Source organism: Salinisphaera sp. C84B14 (genome assembly GCF_040361435.1).
Lineage (GTDB): Bacteria > Pseudomonadota > Gammaproteobacteria > Nevskiales > Salinisphaeraceae > Salinisphaera.
This window is the reverse complement of the sequence record NZ_APNL01000002.1, coordinates 73,129-91,514: the sequence shown is the minus strand read 5'-3', so window position 1 is coordinate 91,514 and position 18,386 is coordinate 73,129. Positions and strand designations below refer to the sequence as shown.

The window sequence follows — 18,386 nt, the reverse complement described above, 5'->3', positions numbered from 1 at the left end:
AGGAATTCATTAAATACGAATCATTCTTATTAAGATTTTGCTATAAAGCGGGTTGCAATGGATCGAACGCCTGATTGCGTTTACAGCAACACGACCTCCGAGCCCGCAGGGTTCGGCCACAAGCAAGGCACGGGGATGCATCAACTCAACGAGCTGGCGGCCTTCGTTGCCGTGGTCGACAGCGCCAGCCTCACCGCCACGGCACGCCGTATGTCGTTGTCCAAGTCCACCCTGAGCCGGCGTCTGGCACGGCTGGAGGCCCGGGTGGGCCAGCCGCTGCTGCGCCGGCGTGCGAACGGGCTCGAGCCCACCGATGCGGGCTGGGTATTTGCCGGCTACTGTCGGGACATGCTCGATATCGATCGGGAAAGCCGCTATGCGCTGGAGCAGCTCAGCGAACGGGTGGCCGGCAAGCTGACCGTACACGCGCATCCGCTGTTCATGCGCGGCTGGTTCATGCACAGCGTAGAGGCGTTTCTACAGCGCTTTGCCGAGATCGAGCTCAACCTGCGCACGTTGACCCATCCGCCCGGCGATGGCTCGGGCGTGTCGTTGTGCCTGTGGCCGGGTGAACTCGCCGACTGCGGCCTGCGCTGCGAAGTCGTGGGCCAGCTCAGCCGCGGCATTTATGCACATCCGGACTATCTGGCTGCGAACGGCACGCCGTCGCATCCGCGCGAGCTGGCCGATCACCACTGGGTGGATATGCTCGGCGATCGGCGTACGCCGCTGGAGCTGCACAACGACCGCCAGGGCATGGTCTATCGGCTGGCGCCGGTTCGTACACGGGTGAGAACCGATCAGCTGGTATTGCAGGCCGATGCGATTGCCCGCGGCCAGGGGCTGGGGATCATGCCGGACTGGACCGCCGCCAAGCGTTCCCAGGCACATCCGGGCACGCTGCGCCGCTGTCTGGCCGACTGGTCGGTCGCGCCGCTGCCGGTCACGCTGGCCTACCCCTACGGCCGGCTGCCGCGACGCACGGTCTGTCTGCTCGACTACCTGCGCGAGGCCATCCCGCAGGCATGGCGCAGCCAGACGGCCGCTGCCTGAACCGCCCGGCGGCTCTTGTATTGGCGGTTGGTCGGACGCAGCTACGTTCTATTGTCCGCAAACGTATTGTCTTATGCCCAGTCTTTTCGACGGTGCGAGCGCGCGTATCGAAGCCGCGCTCGAGCATATCGATATCTCCGACGATATCGCCCAGCAGCTGGCCCAGCCGGACACCGCGCTCAAGGTGTCGGTGCCGCTGCGCCACGACAACGGCGAAATGAAGCTCTACCCCGGTTACCGGGTGCGCTATGACACCACGCTGGGCCCGGCCAAGGGCGGGATTCGTTTTCATCCGGACGTGAACGTCGACGAAGTCTCGACCCTGGCGTTCTGGATGACCATGAAATGCGCGGTGCTCGGCCTGCCCTTCGGCGGCGGCAAGGGCGGCATTTCGATCGATCCCAAAGAGCTATCGCCGGCGGAGATGGAACGGCTTTCGCGCGCCTATATCGACAAGATCGCCGACTTCATCGGCCCGGATTCCGATATCCCCGCGCCGGACGTGAATACCAACCCGCGCGTGATGGGCTGGATGATGGACCAGTACCGCATCATCAACCGGGCCGAGGAACGTGCCGTGATCACCGGCAAGCCGGTGGAAATGGGCGGCTCCGAAGGCCGCACCACGGCTACCGGTGACGGCGCCTTCCATACGCTTCAAACGATGATGGAGCGCTGGGAGCGCGACGCCGACGGCACCACCGTGGCCGTGCAGGGCTTTGGCAACGCCGGCCAGCAGTTCGCACGGTTGTGTGTCGACGCCGGCTACACGGTGGTCGCGGTCAGCGATTCCGGCGGCGCGATCTACGACGAGAACGGTCTGGATATCGATGACGTGGCCGAGGCCAAACAGTCCAAGGGATCGGTCACCGATGCCGACGGCGAGCAAATGTCCAACGACGATCTGATCGCTCTCAAGGTCGACGTGCTGGCACCGGCCGCCCTGGAAAACGTGATCACCGAGGACAATGCCGCCAACGTGCAGGCCGGTGTGATCGTCGAGATCGCCAACGGCCCGGTTGCCAGCGAGGCCGATGCCACGCTCGTGGAAAACGGCGTGCAGGTGCTGCCCGATATCCTCGCCAACGCCGGCGGCGTGACGGTGAGCTACTTCGAATGGGTCCAGAACCGCCAGGCCTGGTACTGGGATGCCGATACCGTGGCCGAGCGCCTGAAAACGCGCATGGTCGATGCTACCCAGCGCGTGGCCGACCGCGCCGAGGAGTTGGAGATCGACTATCGCACCGCCGCCTACGTGATCGCGCTGGAAAAACTGGAAAAGGCGGCCGAGGCCCGCGGCACCAGCGCCTTCTTTCGCGACGGCGCCTAGGGTGAGGTAACTCACCCGGCAAAAAGGCATCCCGGTGCCGGGTGGGTACGCTGGCTGGGTAGCGCCAAGCGCTGCCTGCGTTCTCCTTGCGCAGGATGGTGCTGCCCCAAGCTGGGCCGCGTATTCGACGTTAGGGTTATGTGCGCGCGTTCCGTGGTGCCCGGACCGGCAGGCACGAGCTGTGCAAGCGACTGACTGATCAGCGTATTTTCATCTCTTTCGCTGCAGCGACGCACGGCCGCTGTGGCCCGGTTTTATGCACGTACGGTCGAGGCACTTGACGCACGCCACGGTACGGTGAATTACTGGCGTACGCCGGTGAAATGACGTTTCGATTTTGTCGCGCCGGACGTAATAGAACCAGAATAAACCTAAAAATAAACACGGCCCGTTCGACCCCGTGTCCGTTTGACCGGACCGGGCCCCCTCGACGGCGCCCAGGAGGAGACATGAAAGATCGACGCTGGACCTTGCAGGTCCTGGCGCTCGCGTGCGCGAGCGCATTGGTGGTGGGCTGTTCCGATAGCGATGACAGCATCGACACCGTAGACTCCGATAACGACACGCTGACGCGTCAGCAGGACAGCCGTGAGTTCGCCGTCAATCGCGAGACGCTGGCATTCGAGGCGATCACCGGGGTTACCACGGATCGCTGGAGCGGCGTCATGGACAGCGGTGCGGGCTATCGTATCGAAGTGCCGGCCGAGGGCAGCTGGAACGGCATGCTCGTGATGTACGCGCACGGCTATCGTGGCGAAGGCAGCGAACTGACGGTGAGCAACCCGAATCTTCGCAACTACTACATCAGCCAGGGCTATGCCTGGGCGGCATCGAGCTACAGCAAGAACTATTACGACGTACGCGCCGGCGTGGAAGACACCAACGCCCTGGCCAATGCGTTTGTCGCTATTGCCGAACAGAACGGCCGTATCGTCATGGCGCCGAGCAAGATCTATATCGTCGGCGACTCCATGGGCGGACACGTGGCGGCAGCGGCCGTCGAGGCCGAGACCCAGCGCGAGGCCGCCAACAAGGTCACGTACGCAGGGGCGGTGCCGCGCTGCGGCGTGGTGGGTGGTACCTACGAGTTCGACTATCTGCTCAATTTCACCTTCGCGGCCCAGCACGTGGCCGGCCAGGGGCCGACGAGCTATCCGGCGACCGATTTCGACCAGTCTGAAATCGATGCCGTGCTCTGGACCACGCCCCCCAGCTTTACGCAGCAGGGCGTGCCGACCGCGGCCGGCGAGCGCCTGGAAAACATCGTGCGTACGCTCAGCGGCGGCGACCGGCCGGTCTTCGAGCAGGGCTTTCGTGGCGGCTATTACAACGTCGTAATGGGCACCGGCGGTCGCGATGGCACGGTCAACGGCATTCTCGCCCGCAACCTCAGCGGCAACCAGGATGTGACCTACAACATCGATAACGATCCCGATGCCAGCACGATGGACGAGACCGCCTTCAACGAATCGATCCTGCGTGTCAGCGCCGATCCGAGCGCCAACCCGGCCCGCAGCGACGGCGTACGCTGGATTCCGCGGGTCAACGGCGAGTTCAACGTGCCGGTGGTCACGCTTCACGGTCTGGGCGATCTTTACGTGCCGTTCGTGCACGAGCAGGTCTATCGGCAGCGCGCCGATGCCAGCGGCAGTGGCGACATGCTCGTGCAACGTGCCGTAAGGGCCCCCGGGCACTGCGACTTCACCCAGGCCGAACGTCAGGCGGCATTCGACGCCATGATCAACTGGGAACAGAACAACCAGAAACCCGCCGGAGACGACGTCGCGCGCAGCGCCGTTTCAAGCGCCGACTATGGTTGTCAGTTCACCACGGCGACCCGGCCGGGCGTCGCGGCCTGCGCGGCGCCTTGAGGCAGCTAGCCCGTTAACAAGCCGGGGCCTGTGCGCCCCGGCTTTTTTTTGCCCGAAATCCGGTCGGCGGAGCGACCGCGGGCCTGAGCGCCTACTTGTTCTTGCTGCTCATGAGGCTGGCTACCGTGGTCACCACCAGAATGCCGATGATCACCGACAGCGACAGCCAGATCGGGATTTCCGGGACCAGATGCACTTCCTGGCCGCCGTTGATGAAAGGCAGCTCATTGGTGTGCAGGGCATGGATCATCAGCTTGACGCCGATGAAGCCGAGAATGACGGCAAGCCCCAGCGACAGATAGACCAGCCGGTCCAGCAGTCCACCCAGCAGGAAGTAGAGCTGGATCAGGCCGAGCAGGGCGAAGGCGTTGGCGGTGAACACGATATAGGGCTCCTTGGTGAGCCCGTAGATCGCCGGGATCGAGTCCAGCGCGAACAGGATATCGGTGGCGCCGATGGCGATCATCACGATCAGCATCGGGGTAATGAGGCGCTTGCCGTTCTGGATCGTGGTCAGGCGCGTGCCGTCGTACTCGTCGGTGGCCGGCAAGTATTTCTGTGCCAGCCGTACCATGATGTTGGGCTCGTATTCCTCGTCTTCGTCGTGCTTGGTGCGTGCCAGGCTCCAGGCCGTATACAGCAGGAAAATGCCGAAGATATAGAACACCCAGGAGAAGTTCTCGATCGCGGCCGCACCCAGAGCGATGAAGATGGTGCGCAGAATCAGGGCGATGACCACGCCTACCAGCAGCACTTTCTGCTGATATTCGGCGGGCACGTTGAACGAGGCCATGATGATCACGAACACGAACAGGTTGTCGACCGACAGGCTCTTCTCGGTGATATAGCCGGCGAAATACTCGATGCCGTGGTCGTGGCCCCACACCATCCAAAGGCCGATGCCGAAGATGATGGCCAGCACCACGTAGAAGATCGACCAGCCGCCGGCCTCTTTCAAAGAAGGGGCATGCGGGGTGCGCACGTGGGCAAAGAAGTCGAAGATCAACAACGCCAGGATACCGGCGATCGTCGCGCCCCAGACCCAGAAAGGTACATCCATCGCTTGATTCTCTTTTGCGTAAGTCTCGGCCAAGCCCGTCGCCGGCCGATGCGGGCATGGTATGCGCCCTGTCATCAAAGGCTTGTTAAGAACGGGTCGATGCGTTCGGGCCGGGCGTGGGCCAAGTGGAATCTGGTTCCGAAAATCTGAATATCCACAATCCCGGTGCTATCTTACGCGCATCCAAACCGGGGGGATTTCAATGTTTCAATACAAGCAGCGCGACGGCGGGGAGACGCCGTACTGGGGCGCAGGCCCGTTCAAGGTTCGGCTGCCGTTTCTGCACTACCGCTTCGAATGGCCGGACTATCTGCAGGGACTGCTGATGTGCGCGGTCGACCTGGCCGCCATTCCCTTGATGATGGATCTGCTGGGCATGCCGTTCGAGGCGGCCCTGGCCGTGGTCATGCTCAACGGCCTGTTCTATCTCACCCATCATCTGCTGGGCGACCCGGTGGTGCCCGGCTGGATCACGCCGGCCATTCCGCTGCTCATCGCCTACTGCGAAGGCTTTCCGGAGGGCGTGGATCGCGTGCATGCGCTGATTGCCTTCCAGTTCATGCTCGGCACGCTGTCCATCGGCCTGGGCGCGACCGGCATGGCGAAACACGTGGTGCGCTTCGTGCCGCCCGCGCTCAAGGCCGGCATCATCATGGGTGCGGGCCTGGCTGCGGTGAACAGCGTATTCGCCGACGGCGGGCGCTTCTGGACGTTCCCGTTCACCATTTCCATTGCCGTGGGCTTGGCGTTCCTGCTGATCTTTTCGCGCGGCTTCAGCGTGCTCAAGCAGCGCAACGCCGTGTTCGGCCTGATCGGCAAGCTGGGCATCTTCCCCATCATCGCCCTGGCCATCATCATCGCGCCGATGTTCGGCGAAGCGCCCTGGCCCGACGTGGAGTGGGGTTTCTCCAAGCCGGACTTCGTGACCCTGTGGACCGAGTACACCGTGTTCGGGGTCGGCCTGCCGCCGGCCTGGTTCTTCATCCAGGCGCTGCCCATGGTCGGTGCGACCTATATCGTGCTCTTCGGCGACGTGCTTCAGTCCAAGGCGCTGCTCGACGAGGCCGACGGTTCGCGTCCGGACGAGCAGATCGACTACAGCCCGGACCGTGCCCACATGATCTTTGGCGCGCGTAACGCAGGCATGAGCATCATCGGCCCGGACGTGGCCATGTGCGGGCCGCTGTGGGCGGCGATGCACGTGGTGATCGTGGAGCGTTACAAGGAAGGCCGCAAGGCCATGGATTCGATCTTCGGCGGCGCCGGGTCGTTTCGCTGGGGTACGAATACCGGCCTGCTGCTATTGCCGATCGTGTCCATCATCCAGCCGATCCTCGGCGTGGCACTGGCATTGACGCTGCTGCTGCAGGGCTATGTATCGGTGCGTATCGGCATCATGGAAGCCCGCAGCCAGCGCGATCTGGGCATTGCCGGCGTAACCGCGGGCGTGCTCGTCACCCAGGGCGCGGCCTGGGCGTTCGGCGTGGGTATCGGCCTGTGCCTGCTGATCTACGGCAAGCGCTTCTTCTCCGGCGAGATCGACGAAACCTTCGTCAAGGATGTGGATAAGGAAGCACTAGAGCACCAGCGCAAGGTCTAGGCCGGCTGCGCGCATTCTGTAGCACTGGTTAGAATGCGTGCCCCGCCCGCCAACGCTTCGTCTGCCATGTCCGAAAACAAAGCGCCCGCTGATCTCGCCATTCGTAGTCTGTGCGTGTATTGCGGCTCCCGCGACGGGGCGCGCCCCGTGTATCGCGAGGCCGCCGCGGCCCTGGGCGATGCCATTGCCCGGGCCGGCGTGCGGCTCGTCTATGGCGGCGCGCGGGTCGGCTTGATGGGGGTGGTCGCCGACGCCGCGCTGGCCGCCGGGGGCGACGTATATGGCGTCATTCCACGCTCGATGACCGACCGCGAACTCGCGCATACGGGGCTGACCGAACTCAACGTGGTGGAAACCATGCATCAGCGCAAGCTGGCGATGATCGAGGCCGCCGACGGCTTCATCGCCATGCCGGGCGGCTTCGGCACGCTCGAGGAGCTGTTCGAGGTGCTGACCTGGCATCAGCTGGGCTGGCACGACAAACCCTGCGGCCTGCTCGACGTCGACGGCTTCTACGGGCCGCTGGCCAACTGCATCGCGCATATGCAGGATGAAGGTTTCTTGTCGGCCGTCCATGCACAACGCCTGCAGCGTGCGCCTGACGCCGACGCCCTGCTCGCCATGATGGGTGTCACCGCCCGCGCCTGAACGGGCCGTCGAAAACAACGGGAGAAAAGGCATGAGCCAGAGCCAGGACAGCGTGTCCTCCAACCAGCAGGAGGCCCATTCGACCAGCCTTGCCGGACGTATCGGGCTGTTCCTCGGTCCGCTTTTCATGCTGGCCGTGCTCGTGCTGCCCGCGCCCGGCGGCATGGACGCTGCGGCCTGGCACTGTGCCGGTCTGGCGTTGTTCATGGCCACCTGGTGGGCGACCGAAGCGATCCCCATCCCGGCCACGTCGCTGCTGCCGCTTGCCATCGGCCCGGCAATCGGGGTGGGCGGCATCGAGGATCTGGCTGCCTCCTATGCCGACGACATCATCTTCCTGTTTCTGGGCGGTTTTCTGCTCGGCCTGGCGATGCAGCGCTGGAATCTGCACCGGCGCATCGCTCTGGCTACCCTGCTGGCCGTGGGCTCAAGCCCGGCCCGCCAGATCGCCGGCTTCATGATCGCCACCGGCTTCATCAGCATGTGGGTATCCAATACGGCCACCTCGATCATGATGCTGCCGATCGGCATGTCGGTGGTGAGCCTGATGGCCGAGGAAGACTCGCCGGCGGTGGATCGTTATGCCACCCGTCTGCTGCTGGGCATTGCCTATGCGGCATCGATCGGCGGCGTGGCCACGCTCATCGGTACGCCGCCGAACGCGCTGCTGGCGGGCTATCTGTCGTCGGATCAGGGCATCGATATCGGTTTCGCGCAGTGGATGGTCGTGGGCATCCCGGTATCCATCGCGATGATGGCCGCGGCCTGGGTCTGGCTGACCTGGGGCGGCTTCGACCTGGATAACAGCCAGGCCGGGCGCGACATGCTCAAGGACGAAATGCGCCAGCTCGGTGGCCTCACCACCGCCGAGAAACGCGTGGGCGGCATGTTTCTGCTCGCCGCGGGGCTGTGGATATTCCGGCCGTTGATCAACAACGCCGGGGTCGACTGGCTCTCCGATGCCATGATCGCCATCTTCATCGGCGTGGCCCTGTTCGTGATTCCCGCGGGCAGCGGCCGGGTCGGCCCCGATCGCAAGCAGGCCAACACCGGCCGGCTGATGAACTGGGAAAACGAAGCCAACGTGCCCTGGGGCGTGCTGCTGCTGTTCGGCGGCGGCCTGGCGCTGGCGGGCGCGATCAAGGACACCGGCCTGGCCGAGTGGATTGCCACCCAGATGGAAATCTTTGGCGTGCTGCCGGGCGTGCTGCTCGTGGGTGCCGTGGTGCTGGTCATCATTTCGCTCACCGAGGTCAGCTCGAATACGGCGACCGCCGCGGTGTTCATGCCGCTGCTCGGCGCGCTGGCGGGCTCGGTGGGCGTGGACGTGCTGCTGCTGACCGTGCCGGCCGCGATCGCGGCCAGCTGTGCGTTCATGATGCCGGTGGCCACGCCGCCCAACGCCATCGTGTTCGCGACCGGGCGCATGAAGATCCAGTCGATGATGCAGGCGGGCTTCGCGCTCAATATCGTCTGTGTCGTACTCGCCACTCTGGTGCCGTACTTGATCATCAGCATGTTCTGGTAACAGGCCATGGCGCGGCCGATTCCGGCGCCGGCCGTCGTGGCCGGCGTGCCCGACTTCATTGCCATCGACGTGGAAACCGCGAACCACGACGCGGGCAGCATCTGCCAGATCGGCTTCGCATCCTTCGCCGACGGCGTTCTGGTCGATAACTGGTCCTGGCTGATCAACCCCCAGACCTGGTTTTCGACACACAACATCGGTATTCACGGTATCCGGGCCGCGGACGTTGCCGCCGCGCCGAGCTGGCCCGAGGTCCACGCCGAGATCGCGGCCCTGCTGACCGGGCGAATCGTGGTGTCGCATACCGCCTTCGATGTCACTGCCACCGCGCGGGCCTGTGCCCGCTACGATTTGCCGCTGCTGGGCGCATACTGGCTGGACTCCGCCCGCGTGGCGCGCCGCGCCTTTGCCCAATTCGCCCGGCGTGGCTGGGGGCTGGCCAGCCTGAGCGAGTATCTGGCCATCGAGTTCGACCACCACGACGCCGGCGAAGACGCCCGCGCGGCTGGCCTGGTGGTGTTGGCGGCGGTCGAGGCCAGCGGTCGATCGGTGGCCGACTGGCTGACCGATGCCCACCGCCCGCTGCGCGACTTCGCCGGCTGAGCCGATGGCCCGGCCGGCCGTCTGGTGCTGCCGGCTTCGGCCGGTTGCATCTGTGCCGGCGGTGTCGGCGGTATAGTCGTTAGCCCATCTTTTAAATCGGTCTTTGCGTGCCCAATCGTTTCAGCCAGCGCCTGCCCGCGCCAAGGCAGTGGCTTACGCCGCTGCACGCACGCCTGCGCGACTGGATCGTGGGCGTGGTGGCGACCACCGAGGATTTCGGCATCGACTACGATGCCCCGGTGGGCGATCCGGGGCTGTTCGGCCCGGATAGCGTGACCTGGAAGATCCACGGCGACTTCCCCGGCATGATGTCCGGCGGTATCGCCGCGCTCATGCTGCAGACGCTGCATCCGCGTGCGCTTGCCGGCGTGGTCAATCATTCGCGTTTTCGTGAAGACCCGCTCGGCCGGCTGCGTCGCACCACCATGTTCGTGGCTGCGACCAGCTATGCGCCGACGGGCGATGCCAAGCGCATCATCGATATCGTCGATCGCATGCATGCCCGGGTTGTGGGCACTACCGACGAAGGCGAGCCCTATTCGGCGCGCGATCCCGAGCTTCTGACCTGGGTGCACTGTACCGAGATGGCCAGCTTTCTGGCCGGCTATATGCGCTATCGGCGCGCTGATCTGAGCGTGGCGATCCAGGATCGTTATTTCGACGAAACGCGGCGGGTCGCCGAAGCGCTCGGTGCGCAGAACGTGCCGGCATCGCGGGCCGAGATGGACGAATACTTCGCGGCCATGCAGCCCCAGCTACGCTTCGATCATCGTTCGCGGGAAACGCTGGCCGTGCTCGAAGCCATGGACCTGCCGATTCCCGTCGCGGGGGTGTCGCGGCGCATGTTTCTCGGTGCCGGAGCCGCGTTGCTGCCGCCCTGGGCACGCGCGTTGATCCACCGCAGCTCGGCCCAGCGCCTGATCGACCGGGCCTCGGCCGAAAGCCTCAACCGGATCGCGCCGCTTATTCGAGCGTCCATGACCGAGGGTGTAGCCATGCGATCGGCACGCCGCGTCGGCGCACCGCGGGATTGCCTGCATTTCGATTGACCGTGGTTTGAATTGTTTGCGTATTCGGACCAGCAACGGTCCGCAAATGCACGCCCAAAGCGCGAACGATGGATAGCGACTCGACGATAACGCCCCACAGCAAACGCACGGCGTAGGTTGGATTAGCGCAGCGTAATCCAACAAAGAACGCAGCCTGCGGGGCCGATTCGGCCTGCGTCTTTCGACCATGTGCCGATGGCCATCCGACGTTGGTTTCAGGCATTTCGGCCCAGGCGCAGCTGTTCGGGTACGAGAACGTCGATGTGTAACCCATGTCCGGGCACGCCGGCTAGCGCTGCGCCTACTCAATTAATCCGGCGTGAAAAAAGGCGTCGGCGTTTATCTTTCAATGGCGCTGAAAACGGCTGACCAGGCCAGCTGTTCTGGCGCCGGATCAACAGCATAAGCGTTTGGATCAGCTCTCCGGCAAATCCGGCGCCGGGCGCAGAAACGGTGCCGGATCGACCGGCCCGAAGGTTGTGTAAATGCCGAAATGCAGATGCGGCGGCGTAGTCCGCGCATTGCCGGTATTGCCGACATAGCCGAGCACGTCGCCGGTTGATACCGAATCCCCGGATTCGACATTGAACGCATCGAGATGGGCGTAGTAGTAGCGCGCGCCACCGATGCCGAGCATGCCGGACGACAGCCAGACATGCTTGCCGCCGATGCCGCCGGTGCCGGTGCGCACACGCCCGTCGGCCACGGCGGTCACCGGTGTGCCGCGTGCCGCAAAGATATCCACGCCGTGGTGCTTGCGCGATCCGCCGTCGCGCGGCGCGCCGAAGCCGCTGCCGATATCGCGGGCGGCAGCGCCGGTGACGGGAAACGACAGCGATCCACCACGGGCCATGGCCAGCTGGTAGCCCACCGCGGCCGCGAGTTCGGGCTGGAGCACGACCCGATAGTCGCCGTCGCGTTCGGCAACGAAATTAACCACATCGCCGTCGGTACCCAGCATGCGCACGGTGGCCCAGGCGTTGGGATCGTCGCTGTCGGCGTCGCGACGCTCGATATCCGCGTAAAGCGCGCTGCGACAGTCCGTACAGGCCGGGGCATCGCGCAGCAGCCGCACCTGGAAACGTTCGCCGCGTTCGAGCGCGGTCTGGAATACATGGGCTTCGATGGTGTCGGGCTCGAACGTGCCACGCGTGGCATAGCGGGTGGAGAAGCGGCCCGGGTCGTCGGCCGCTCGTGCCACCGCACTACGCCAGCGCTCGCCCAGCGCGCTGTCCGCGAGTCCGGCAATACGCAGCCGTGCGGTATAGACATCACGCGGCGAGATATCGAAGGTTTGCATGGCCGTCGTGCGCGCCCAGGTGGCCGCGTCTGTGCGCCAATCCGGTCGATAGGCCAGCAGGGCGATCAATGCTGCGAGCAGCAGGGCCAGCAACCACGGGCGGGCCTGCCGGCCTGACGTGACCGGTTCCGGCGTGGTTGTTTCCGCCCCGTTTTCAGAAGACGTTTCGTCGGCCCGGGTACCGGCCGCGTTTTCGGTCTGGGCGGCGGTGTCGGCTCCCGCCGGGGTTTGATCTGGTTGCATGGGGTCGATACGTTACCCACCATTACGCGGATGTTGCAGGCGCGTGCTTTTCGGTGGGTAGTTGTACCCATGTTCGCGGCTGCCGATCGTCGGTACGCTCCGCGCCCCTTTTTCCAAGGCACCGCAGGAACAGCATGAGCGCGAGAGACGACGATCTGGGCACGATGGATGCCGGCAAGCTGATCGATTTATTCGAATCCGGTGATGCCTCGCCGCTCGAGGCCACGCGGGCAGCGCTCGATCGTATCGATCGCTTCAATGACGACGTCAACGCCTACGTCTATATCGATCGCGAAGGCGCCGAGGACGCTGCCCGCGCGTCGGCGCGGCGCTGGGGACAGGGCAAGCCGCTGTCGCCGATCGACGGCGTGCCCACCTCGCTCAAGGATCTCACCGAGGCCAAGGGCATGCCGGCCCGGGACGGTTCGCTGACGACGGGCACGGACAAATGCGATACCGACGCGCCGCCGGCGCGCATGCTGCGCGAGGCCGGCGCCGTACTGCTGGGCAAGACCAATACGCCCGAATTCGGCTGGAAGGCGGTAACCGACAACCGCGTATTCGGTGCCACCTGCAACCCCTGGGATACACGACTCACGCCGGGCGGCTCGTCCGGCGGTGCGGCCGCGGCGGCGGCGCTGAACATGGGCGTGCTGCATCAGGGCGGCGACTCCGGCGGCTCGATTCGTATCCCGGCGGCGTTCACGGGCGTATTCGGCTTCAAGCCGACCTTTGGCTGGACCCCGCAGTGGCCGCCGGCCAAGATGCCCACCCTGTCGCATATCGGGCCGCTCACGCGGCATCCGCGCGATGCCGCGCGCATGCTCAACGTGATCGGCCGCTACGACTATCGCGACCCCTACGCCACGCGCGGTCAGCCCGAAGACTGGGGCGTGGATCTCGAATGCGATCTGCGCGGACTGCGGATCGCCTATTCGCCGGATCTGGGCTATGCGGATGTCGACGATCAGATCGCCGCGCGGGTCAAGGAAGCGGCTTTGAAGCTCGAAGAACTCGGCGCGGAAGTCGTCGAAGTGAACCCGGCCTTCGAATCGCCGATCGATATTTTCCGCAAGCTTTGGTTTACCGCGTCGCTGCAGGTCTGGGACAGCTGCGACGAAAAAGGTCGTGAGCTGCTGGACCCGGGGCTGGTATCCAACGCCAAGCATGCCCAGAACTGGAGCGCGCTGGAACTGTTCGATGCCTTTTCCGAGCGCGCCGAGCTCACGCTGGCACTGGAAAAATTCAACCAGGATTATCATCTGCTGATGACGCCCACGGTGCCGCTGCAGCCGTTCGAGGTGAACCACGAAGTGCCGCCGGGCAGCCGTATGCGCGACTGGGAAGAATGGGCGCCGTTCTCCTACCCGTTCAACCTCAGCCAGCAGCCGGCGGCGTCCGTACCCTGCGGGTTTACCGACTGCGGGCTGCCGGTGGGCTTCCAGCTGGCGGGCGGCAAGTTCGATGATGTGCGCGTGCTGCGCGCAGCCAACGCCTATATGGCCGCCCATCCGGCACGCTTTCCGGCGGTACCGAACCCGGCGGAATACGGCTGAACCGGGCCGATTGAACAAAGCGTTGGGCGTGGTGCGCGGCCGTTGCCGGGCGGCGCGTGTCGTTGATGGCGGGGTAAGCTGTATACTGCACTGTTTGCTGCACAACGCGCGCTTGGCGCGGTGTGCAAGGGCAAGCCCTTTTCGTTGAACGAGGTGCCGTCATGGCAACCCTAGCCACGCGACGCGCGCCAGCCGACGCGCTTGAAGCGGTAATCGATCATCTGCGTGCATTGCTCGGCGATCGCGTGAGTACCAAAACCGCGATTCGCGAACAGCACGGCCACGACGAGTCCTGGCATCACCCGGCCATGCCGGACGCCGTATGCTTCGTGCAGAGCACGGCCGAGGTTGCGGCGATCGTCAAGGCCTGCAACACGCACCGTGTGCCGGTCATCGCCTACGGTCTGGGGACGTCGATCGAAGGCCAGATCATTGCCGAGCAGGGCGGTATCTGTATCGATCTGTCGCAGATGAACGCGATTCGTGCGGTACGCCCCGAAGACATGGATGCCACGGTCGAAGCCGGCATCACGCGCGGCCAGCTCAATGCCTATCTGCGCGATACGGGGTTGTTCTTCTCGGTCGATCCCGGGGCGGATGCCACGCTCGGCGGCATGGCATCGACGCGTGCCAGCGGCACCAATACCGTGCGCTACGGCACCATTCGCGAGAACGTGCTGTCGATGACCGTGGTCATGCCCGATGGCGAAGTCGTGCGTACCGGCGCCCGGGCGCGCAAGTCCGCGGCCGGCTACGATCTCACCCATTTGCTCATCGGTGCGGAAGGCACGCTCGGCATCATCACCGAGCTCACGGTACGCCTGCACGGCCTGCCGGAGGCGGTGAGTGCGGCCACGGTCTGTTTCGAAAATGTCGCCGGCGCGGTCGATGCCGTGATCGCCTCCATTCAGTACGGCATCCCCATGGCCCGTATCGAGCTGCTCGACAGTCTTTCGATGCACGCGGTCAATCGCCATGGCGGGCTCGACCACCCCGAGAGACCGACGCTGTTCTTGGAGTTTCACGGCACTGCGGCGGCCGTGGCCGAGCAGGCCGAGGGCATGGACGCACTTTGCCGCGAGTTCGGCGGTACCGGCTTTCGCTGGGCCACGCTGGAAGAAGAGCGCAGCGCGCTATGGGCTGCGCGCCACAGCGCGGCGTACGCGGCCAAGCAGTTGCGCCCGGGCCTGGAGTTTCATGCCACCGATATCTGCGTGCCGATTTCGCGTCTGGCCGGCTCCATCGAAGCCGCACAGGCGGATGTGATCGAGCTCGGGCTCACCGCGCCGCTGTTCGGCCACGTCGGTGACGGCAATTTTCATCTCGTGGTGGTCGTCGATCGCGATAACCCGGACGAGCTGGCCGCGCTCGATACGCTCAACGAACGTCTGATTACCCGGGCCCAGGCTGCCGACGGTACCTGTACGGGCGAGCACGGTGTGGGTCTGGGCAAGCGCCGCTATCTGGAAGCCGAGCACGGTGCGGGCCTGAACGTGATGCGTGCGATCAAGGCCGCGCTCGACCCCAACGGCATCATGAACCCGGGTAAGCTGCTGTAAGACGGTTCATCTGCGGCGGCTGCGTCACGCCCGCAGCGCGCAGACAGGGCCACCACTTCGCCGGAAGAACGAATCGCCATGAATCCGCGTCTGCAACAGGTTATCAACCATCCGCTGCACAGGCATCTGGGGATCGAAACCATCGAGTCGGACCGCGGGGCGGCCCGTTTTTCCATCCGCGTGGATGAGAATACGCTCAACCCGGCCGGGGTCTTGCACGGCGGCGTTCTCTATCTTCTGTGTGATGTATGTGCCTATGCCGGGCTTGTCAGCGATCTGGATACGAATACCGAAGCGGTGACCCACGATATCCATGTATCGGTCATGCGTGCGGTGGCCGCCGGTGAGGTCGTGCTGTTCGAATCGGAGCCGATCCGTGTCGGGCGGCGTATTGCCTTCATCGATGTCAGCGCCCGCGTGGACGAGCGCCTCATCGCCCGGGCACGGGTCACCAAGACGCTGTTGCAGGCCTAGTCCATGGTGTCGCCGAGCGCTTCGCGCCGCGGCTTGCCCGGAAACAGCAGGATCGTGGCCAGCGAAAGCCCGGCGTTGGCGACGAAGGTGGTCGCAAGGCCCAGCGGCTGCGCGGCAAAGCCGCCCAGGGCGGGGCCGACGATGTTACCCAGTGCAAACACCGCGAGCGTGGCGGTGAAGCCAACGGTCGGCAGTGTGGGATGCAAGTAACTGCTCCAGAAAGAAAAGATCGCGCTCAAGACCATGATGCAGGCGCCCTGCAGGGCAGCCGAGATCAGCAGCGCGCTCCAGTGGGTCGGCAGCCAGCCGAGCAATAGCAGCGATACCAGCGAGCAGGCGAAGATACCCCGCACGAGCGCGGTCAGGCCGATGCGGGCCTTGACGTCGGCGGTGAGAAAGCCGATCAGTCCGCCTGCGCCCAGGGCGATATAGAGCACTGGCCCGGACAGCGCCGTGGCAAGGCCGGGCAGGCCGCCGGCCTGGGATACGTGATCCACTGCGAAGGAAAGATAGAAACCGTTGGTCAGGCCGAAGGACAGCGCGATGGCCAGCAACGGCCAGGCCGGGCGCGCCGTCAACGAGCCAAGCGCGCTTCGATCCACGGGCTGGCCGCCGCGGCGTGGTAACCGTGCCAGGGCATACAGGTTGACCGCCGCAGTGACCAGCGCGGCCAGCGAAAACAAAAGCCAGACCGTACGCCAGCCGTGTTCGAGCCCGGCGACCGCAAGGGCCATTACGCCGGCCCCGACGATACCGCCCGCCGTGCCGGTGCTGATGATCGAAAGCGCGCGTTCGCGCTCGCTCAGCGGTATGCCGCGCTCGGCCGCATCGTTGAAGGGTGACCAGCAAAACCCGGCGCTGGTGGCCGCGAGTACCGTACCGAGCGCCAGCATGGCGGTGTTCTGGGCGATGGCGACCAGCGTCGTGCCGAGCAGCGCGGTAAAACAGCCCACGGCCACCGCAAGCCGCGGTCCTTGGGTCACCACCAGCCATACCGTAAGCAGCACAGCGAGGAAGAATCCGCCGAACGCGCTGCTTGCGATCAGTCCGGCGGTCGATGTCGACAGCGCGAACTCATCGCGAAAAACCGGCAGGAACAGGCCAAAGCCCATGCGCGCGGGCCCGAATGCGATAGCTGTGGCGAGGGCGCCGCCGACAGAAAGGAGGCGGGTTCGGGACACGCCATCTCCCGTTGCAAATGCGAGCCGACACCCTAGATATGCGTTACCGCGAACGCCATCCGTTAAAGCACGGGGAGGGCCGTAACACCCAGCGTCTGTACGGCTAGATGTCCCAGTTTTCGGCGTAGTCCTCGACGTCGATGCCGTAGCTGCCGGCAGCGAGCATGCGATTGACGAAGAACTTGGGGAAACGCATCAGATCACGCACCCGCTGCGGATAGTAGCGGCGTTTCTTGTAGTCGAGTACGAGCAGCACCGTGGGCTTTTCCCGGCGCTCGGGGCTGGGTGTGACGAATCCGACTTCGCCGGTGTTGAGTTCTACCAGCGCACCGACAGGATAGTCGCCGTGGTAATCCACGAACTGACGCAAAAGCTCTGGGTTGAACTCCTCGTTGAAGCCCAGCATCAGCTCGAGCGCCTTCGCCGGCGAAAGGCCCTTCTGATAGACGCGATCGGTCGTCATGGCGTCGTACACGTCGGCGATCGACACGAGTTGCGTGTAGTAGGAAATTTCGGAGCCGCGCAGCCCTGCCGGATAGCCGCGGCCGTTGAGGCGCTCATGGTGATCGCGCACAATCTCGAGGCTGGCGGCGGTCAGGCCGGATGCGTCCCGCAGCATCTCGACGCCGTACTGCGGATGTCTCTTGATTTGCTGATATTCGCTCGGCGTCAGCTTACCCGGCTTGTTCAGAATGGCGAGCGGGATCTTGATCTTGCCCACGTCGTGAAGCAGGGCGCCGATGCCCATTTCCTTGATCGCCCGTTCGTCGTTGCCGACGAATGTCGCCAGCGACACCGCCTGCATGCATACGTTAAGGCTATGGATGGCGGTGTACTCGTCCCGGCTCTTGAGGTTGCTGAACCACAGCAGCGCGTCCGGGTGGCGGGCGACGCTATCCATCATCTGGCCCACGACTTCCGACACGGTGGCCATGTCCGGCCGACGGTTTTCGCTGATTTAGCCGTGGATCGACCGGATTAGGTGACGCGCGTTGTCGTGAATCTTGCGGGCTGCGGGCAGCTCCTGGCGAAACGAGCGCGGCGTGCGTTCGCCGGGTGGCGGGATGACCTGCGTAGCCTGGCTGAGAAGGCGGGTGCCGCTATTGCTGTCGCCGGCTGGAGCCTGGTCGACATACACGTACTTACAGTAGTTGCGCAGCTCGTCGATATCCGCCTGTGTCTTAATGGCAATGCCTTGCAGCAGATACGGCGTTTCCACCCAGGGGCGGTCGAGCGCATCGACGTACATGCCGGTGCGAAGGTCGTCTATATCGGTTTGCTTGAGTCTTAAAGCCATTGCACGGCGAGATGGTGCGCTATTCGTACAATGC

General features: G+C 64.6%; 16 protein-coding genes. 11 read left to right on the top strand and 5 right to left on the bottom strand.

From position 1 onward, the window contains the following. Positions 1-135 precede the first annotated feature (135 nt). The 3 genes from C84B14_RS01895 (at position 136) to C84B14_RS01885 (ending at position 4,254) form a co-directional block, all read left to right on the top strand. Complete coding sequence (locus C84B14_RS01895) at positions 136-1,053, top strand: LysR family transcriptional regulator (RefSeq protein ID WP_353221613.1); 918 nt, start codon at positions 136-138, stop codon at positions 1,051-1,053. A gap of 73 nt (positions 1,054-1,126) precedes the next feature. Then, positions 1,127-2,383: a Glu/Leu/Phe/Val family dehydrogenase gene (locus C84B14_RS01890; RefSeq protein WP_353221612.1), complete on the top strand. Its 1,257-nt coding sequence runs from the start codon at positions 1,127-1,129 to the stop codon at positions 2,381-2,383. Positions 2,384-2,832: 449 nt separating this feature from the next. Continuing rightward, the gene (locus tag C84B14_RS01885) at positions 2,833-4,254 is read left to right on the top strand and encodes an alpha/beta hydrolase family protein (protein WP_353221611.1); all 1,422 of its coding nucleotides are present in this window, start codon (positions 2,833-2,835) and stop codon (positions 4,252-4,254) included. 91 nt (positions 4,255-4,345) lie between these two features. Here the strand turns inward: C84B14_RS01885 and C84B14_RS01880 are convergent, their stop codons facing one another. After that, a complete protein-coding gene (locus C84B14_RS01880) occupies positions 4,346-5,314 on the bottom strand; it encodes a TerC family protein (protein ID WP_353221610.1) in 969 nt (322 codons plus the stop codon). Between the two features lie 202 nt (positions 5,315-5,516). Here C84B14_RS01880 and C84B14_RS01875 point away from each other — a divergent pair, with 202 nt between their 5' ends. The 5 genes from C84B14_RS01875 (at position 5,517) to C84B14_RS01855 (ending at position 10,742) form a co-directional block, all read left to right on the top strand. Continuing rightward, positions 5,517-6,914: a hypothetical protein gene (locus C84B14_RS01875; protein ID WP_348767362.1), complete on the top strand. Its 1,398-nt coding sequence runs from the start codon at positions 5,517-5,519 to the stop codon at positions 6,912-6,914. A gap of 66 nt (positions 6,915-6,980) precedes the next feature. After that, on the top strand, positions 6,981-7,562 hold the full coding sequence (locus C84B14_RS01870) for an LOG family protein (RefSeq protein WP_353221609.1): 582 nt from the start codon (positions 6,981-6,983) through the stop codon (positions 7,560-7,562). 31 nt (positions 7,563-7,593) lie between these two features. Continuing rightward, complete coding sequence (locus C84B14_RS01865; protein ID WP_353221608.1) at positions 7,594-9,090, top strand: SLC13 family permease; 1,497 nt, start codon at positions 7,594-7,596, stop codon at positions 9,088-9,090. A gap of 6 nt (positions 9,091-9,096) precedes the next feature. Continuing rightward, on the top strand, positions 9,097-9,693 hold the full coding sequence (locus C84B14_RS01860) for a 3'-5' exonuclease (RefSeq protein ID WP_353221607.1): 597 nt from the start codon (positions 9,097-9,099) through the stop codon (positions 9,691-9,693). 107 nt (positions 9,694-9,800) lie between these two features. Further along, entirely contained in the window at positions 9,801-10,742 is a 942-nt protein-coding gene (locus C84B14_RS01855; protein ID WP_353221606.1) for an oxygenase MpaB family protein, read from the top strand. A gap of 415 nt (positions 10,743-11,157) precedes the next feature. On the opposite strand, the gene C84B14_RS01850 is transcribed toward C84B14_RS01855, so the two are convergent. Continuing rightward, a complete protein-coding gene (locus C84B14_RS01850; protein WP_353221605.1) occupies positions 11,158-12,285 on the bottom strand; it encodes a M23 family metallopeptidase in 1,128 nt (375 codons plus the stop codon). Positions 12,286-12,419: 134 nt separating this feature from the next. On the opposite strand from C84B14_RS01850, the gene C84B14_RS01845 reads away from it, so the two are divergent. From C84B14_RS01845 to C84B14_RS01835, 3 genes are all read left to right on the top strand, one after another. Beyond that, entirely contained in the window at positions 12,420-13,841 is a 1,422-nt protein-coding gene (locus C84B14_RS01845; RefSeq protein ID WP_353221604.1) for an amidase, read from the top strand. A 161-nt stretch (positions 13,842-14,002) separates the two neighbouring features. Next, entirely contained in the window at positions 14,003-15,400 is a 1,398-nt protein-coding gene (locus tag C84B14_RS01840) for an FAD-binding oxidoreductase (RefSeq protein ID WP_353221603.1), read from the top strand. Between the two features lie 78 nt (positions 15,401-15,478). After that, entirely contained in the window at positions 15,479-15,874 is a 396-nt protein-coding gene (locus tag C84B14_RS01835) for a PaaI family thioesterase (protein ID WP_353221602.1), read from the top strand. On the opposite strand, the gene C84B14_RS01830 is transcribed toward C84B14_RS01835, so the two are convergent. The 3 genes from C84B14_RS01830 to C84B14_RS01820 form a co-directional block, all read right to left on the bottom strand. Next, positions 15,871-17,055: an MFS transporter gene (locus C84B14_RS01830; RefSeq protein ID WP_353221601.1), complete on the bottom strand. Its 1,185-nt coding sequence runs from the start codon at positions 17,053-17,055 to the stop codon at positions 15,871-15,873. The two genes, C84B14_RS01835 and C84B14_RS01830, sit on opposite strands and share 4 nt — an antisense overlap. 103 nt (positions 17,056-17,158) lie before the next feature. Further along, complete coding sequence (locus C84B14_RS01825) at positions 17,159-17,989, bottom strand: HD-GYP domain-containing protein (protein WP_353221600.1); 831 nt, start codon at positions 17,987-17,989, stop codon at positions 17,159-17,161. Positions 17,990-18,013: 24 nt separating this feature from the next. Beyond that, complete coding sequence (locus tag C84B14_RS01820; RefSeq protein WP_353221599.1) at positions 18,014-18,352, bottom strand: DUF3391 domain-containing protein; 339 nt, start codon at positions 18,350-18,352, stop codon at positions 18,014-18,016. Positions 18,353-18,386 lie beyond the last annotated feature (34 nt).

Excerpts from the sequence above, each read along its gene's own strand:
- C84B14_RS01895 (WP_353221613.1), top strand. The coding sequence starts at position 136 with ATGCATCAACTCAACGAGCTGGCGGCCTTCGTTGCCGTGGTCGACAGC.
- C84B14_RS01890 (WP_353221612.1), top strand. The coding sequence starts at position 1,127 with ATGCCCAGTCTTTTCGACGGTGCGAGCGCGCGTATCGAAGCCGCGCTC.
- C84B14_RS01885 (WP_353221611.1), top strand. The coding sequence starts at position 2,833 with ATGAAAGATCGACGCTGGACCTTGCAGGTCCTGGCGCTCGCGTGCGCG.
- C84B14_RS01880 (WP_353221610.1), bottom strand. The coding sequence starts at position 5,314 with ATGGATGTACCTTTCTGGGTCTGGGGCGCGACGATCGCCGGTATCCTG.
- C84B14_RS01875 (WP_348767362.1), top strand. The coding sequence starts at position 5,517 with ATGTTTCAATACAAGCAGCGCGACGGCGGGGAGACGCCGTACTGGGGC.
- C84B14_RS01870 (WP_353221609.1), top strand. The coding sequence starts at position 6,981 with ATGTCCGAAAACAAAGCGCCCGCTGATCTCGCCATTCGTAGTCTGTGC.
- C84B14_RS01865 (WP_353221608.1), top strand. The coding sequence starts at position 7,594 with ATGAGCCAGAGCCAGGACAGCGTGTCCTCCAACCAGCAGGAGGCCCAT.
- C84B14_RS01860 (WP_353221607.1), top strand. The coding sequence starts at position 9,097 with ATGGCGCGGCCGATTCCGGCGCCGGCCGTCGTGGCCGGCGTGCCCGAC.
- C84B14_RS01850 (WP_353221605.1), bottom strand. The coding sequence starts at position 12,285 with ATGCAACCAGATCAAACCCCGGCGGGAGCCGACACCGCCGCCCAGACC.
- C84B14_RS01845 (WP_353221604.1), top strand. The coding sequence starts at position 12,420 with ATGAGCGCGAGAGACGACGATCTGGGCACGATGGATGCCGGCAAGCTG.
- C84B14_RS01840 (WP_353221603.1), top strand. The coding sequence starts at position 14,003 with ATGGCAACCCTAGCCACGCGACGCGCGCCAGCCGACGCGCTTGAAGCG.
- C84B14_RS01835 (WP_353221602.1), top strand. The coding sequence starts at position 15,479 with ATGAATCCGCGTCTGCAACAGGTTATCAACCATCCGCTGCACAGGCAT.
- C84B14_RS01825 (WP_353221600.1), bottom strand. The coding sequence starts at position 17,989 with ATGGCCACCGTGTCGGAAGTCGTGGGCCAGATGATGGATAGCGTCGCC.
- C84B14_RS01820 (WP_353221599.1), bottom strand. The coding sequence starts at position 18,352 with ATGGCTTTAAGACTCAAGCAAACCGATATAGACGACCTTCGCACCGGC.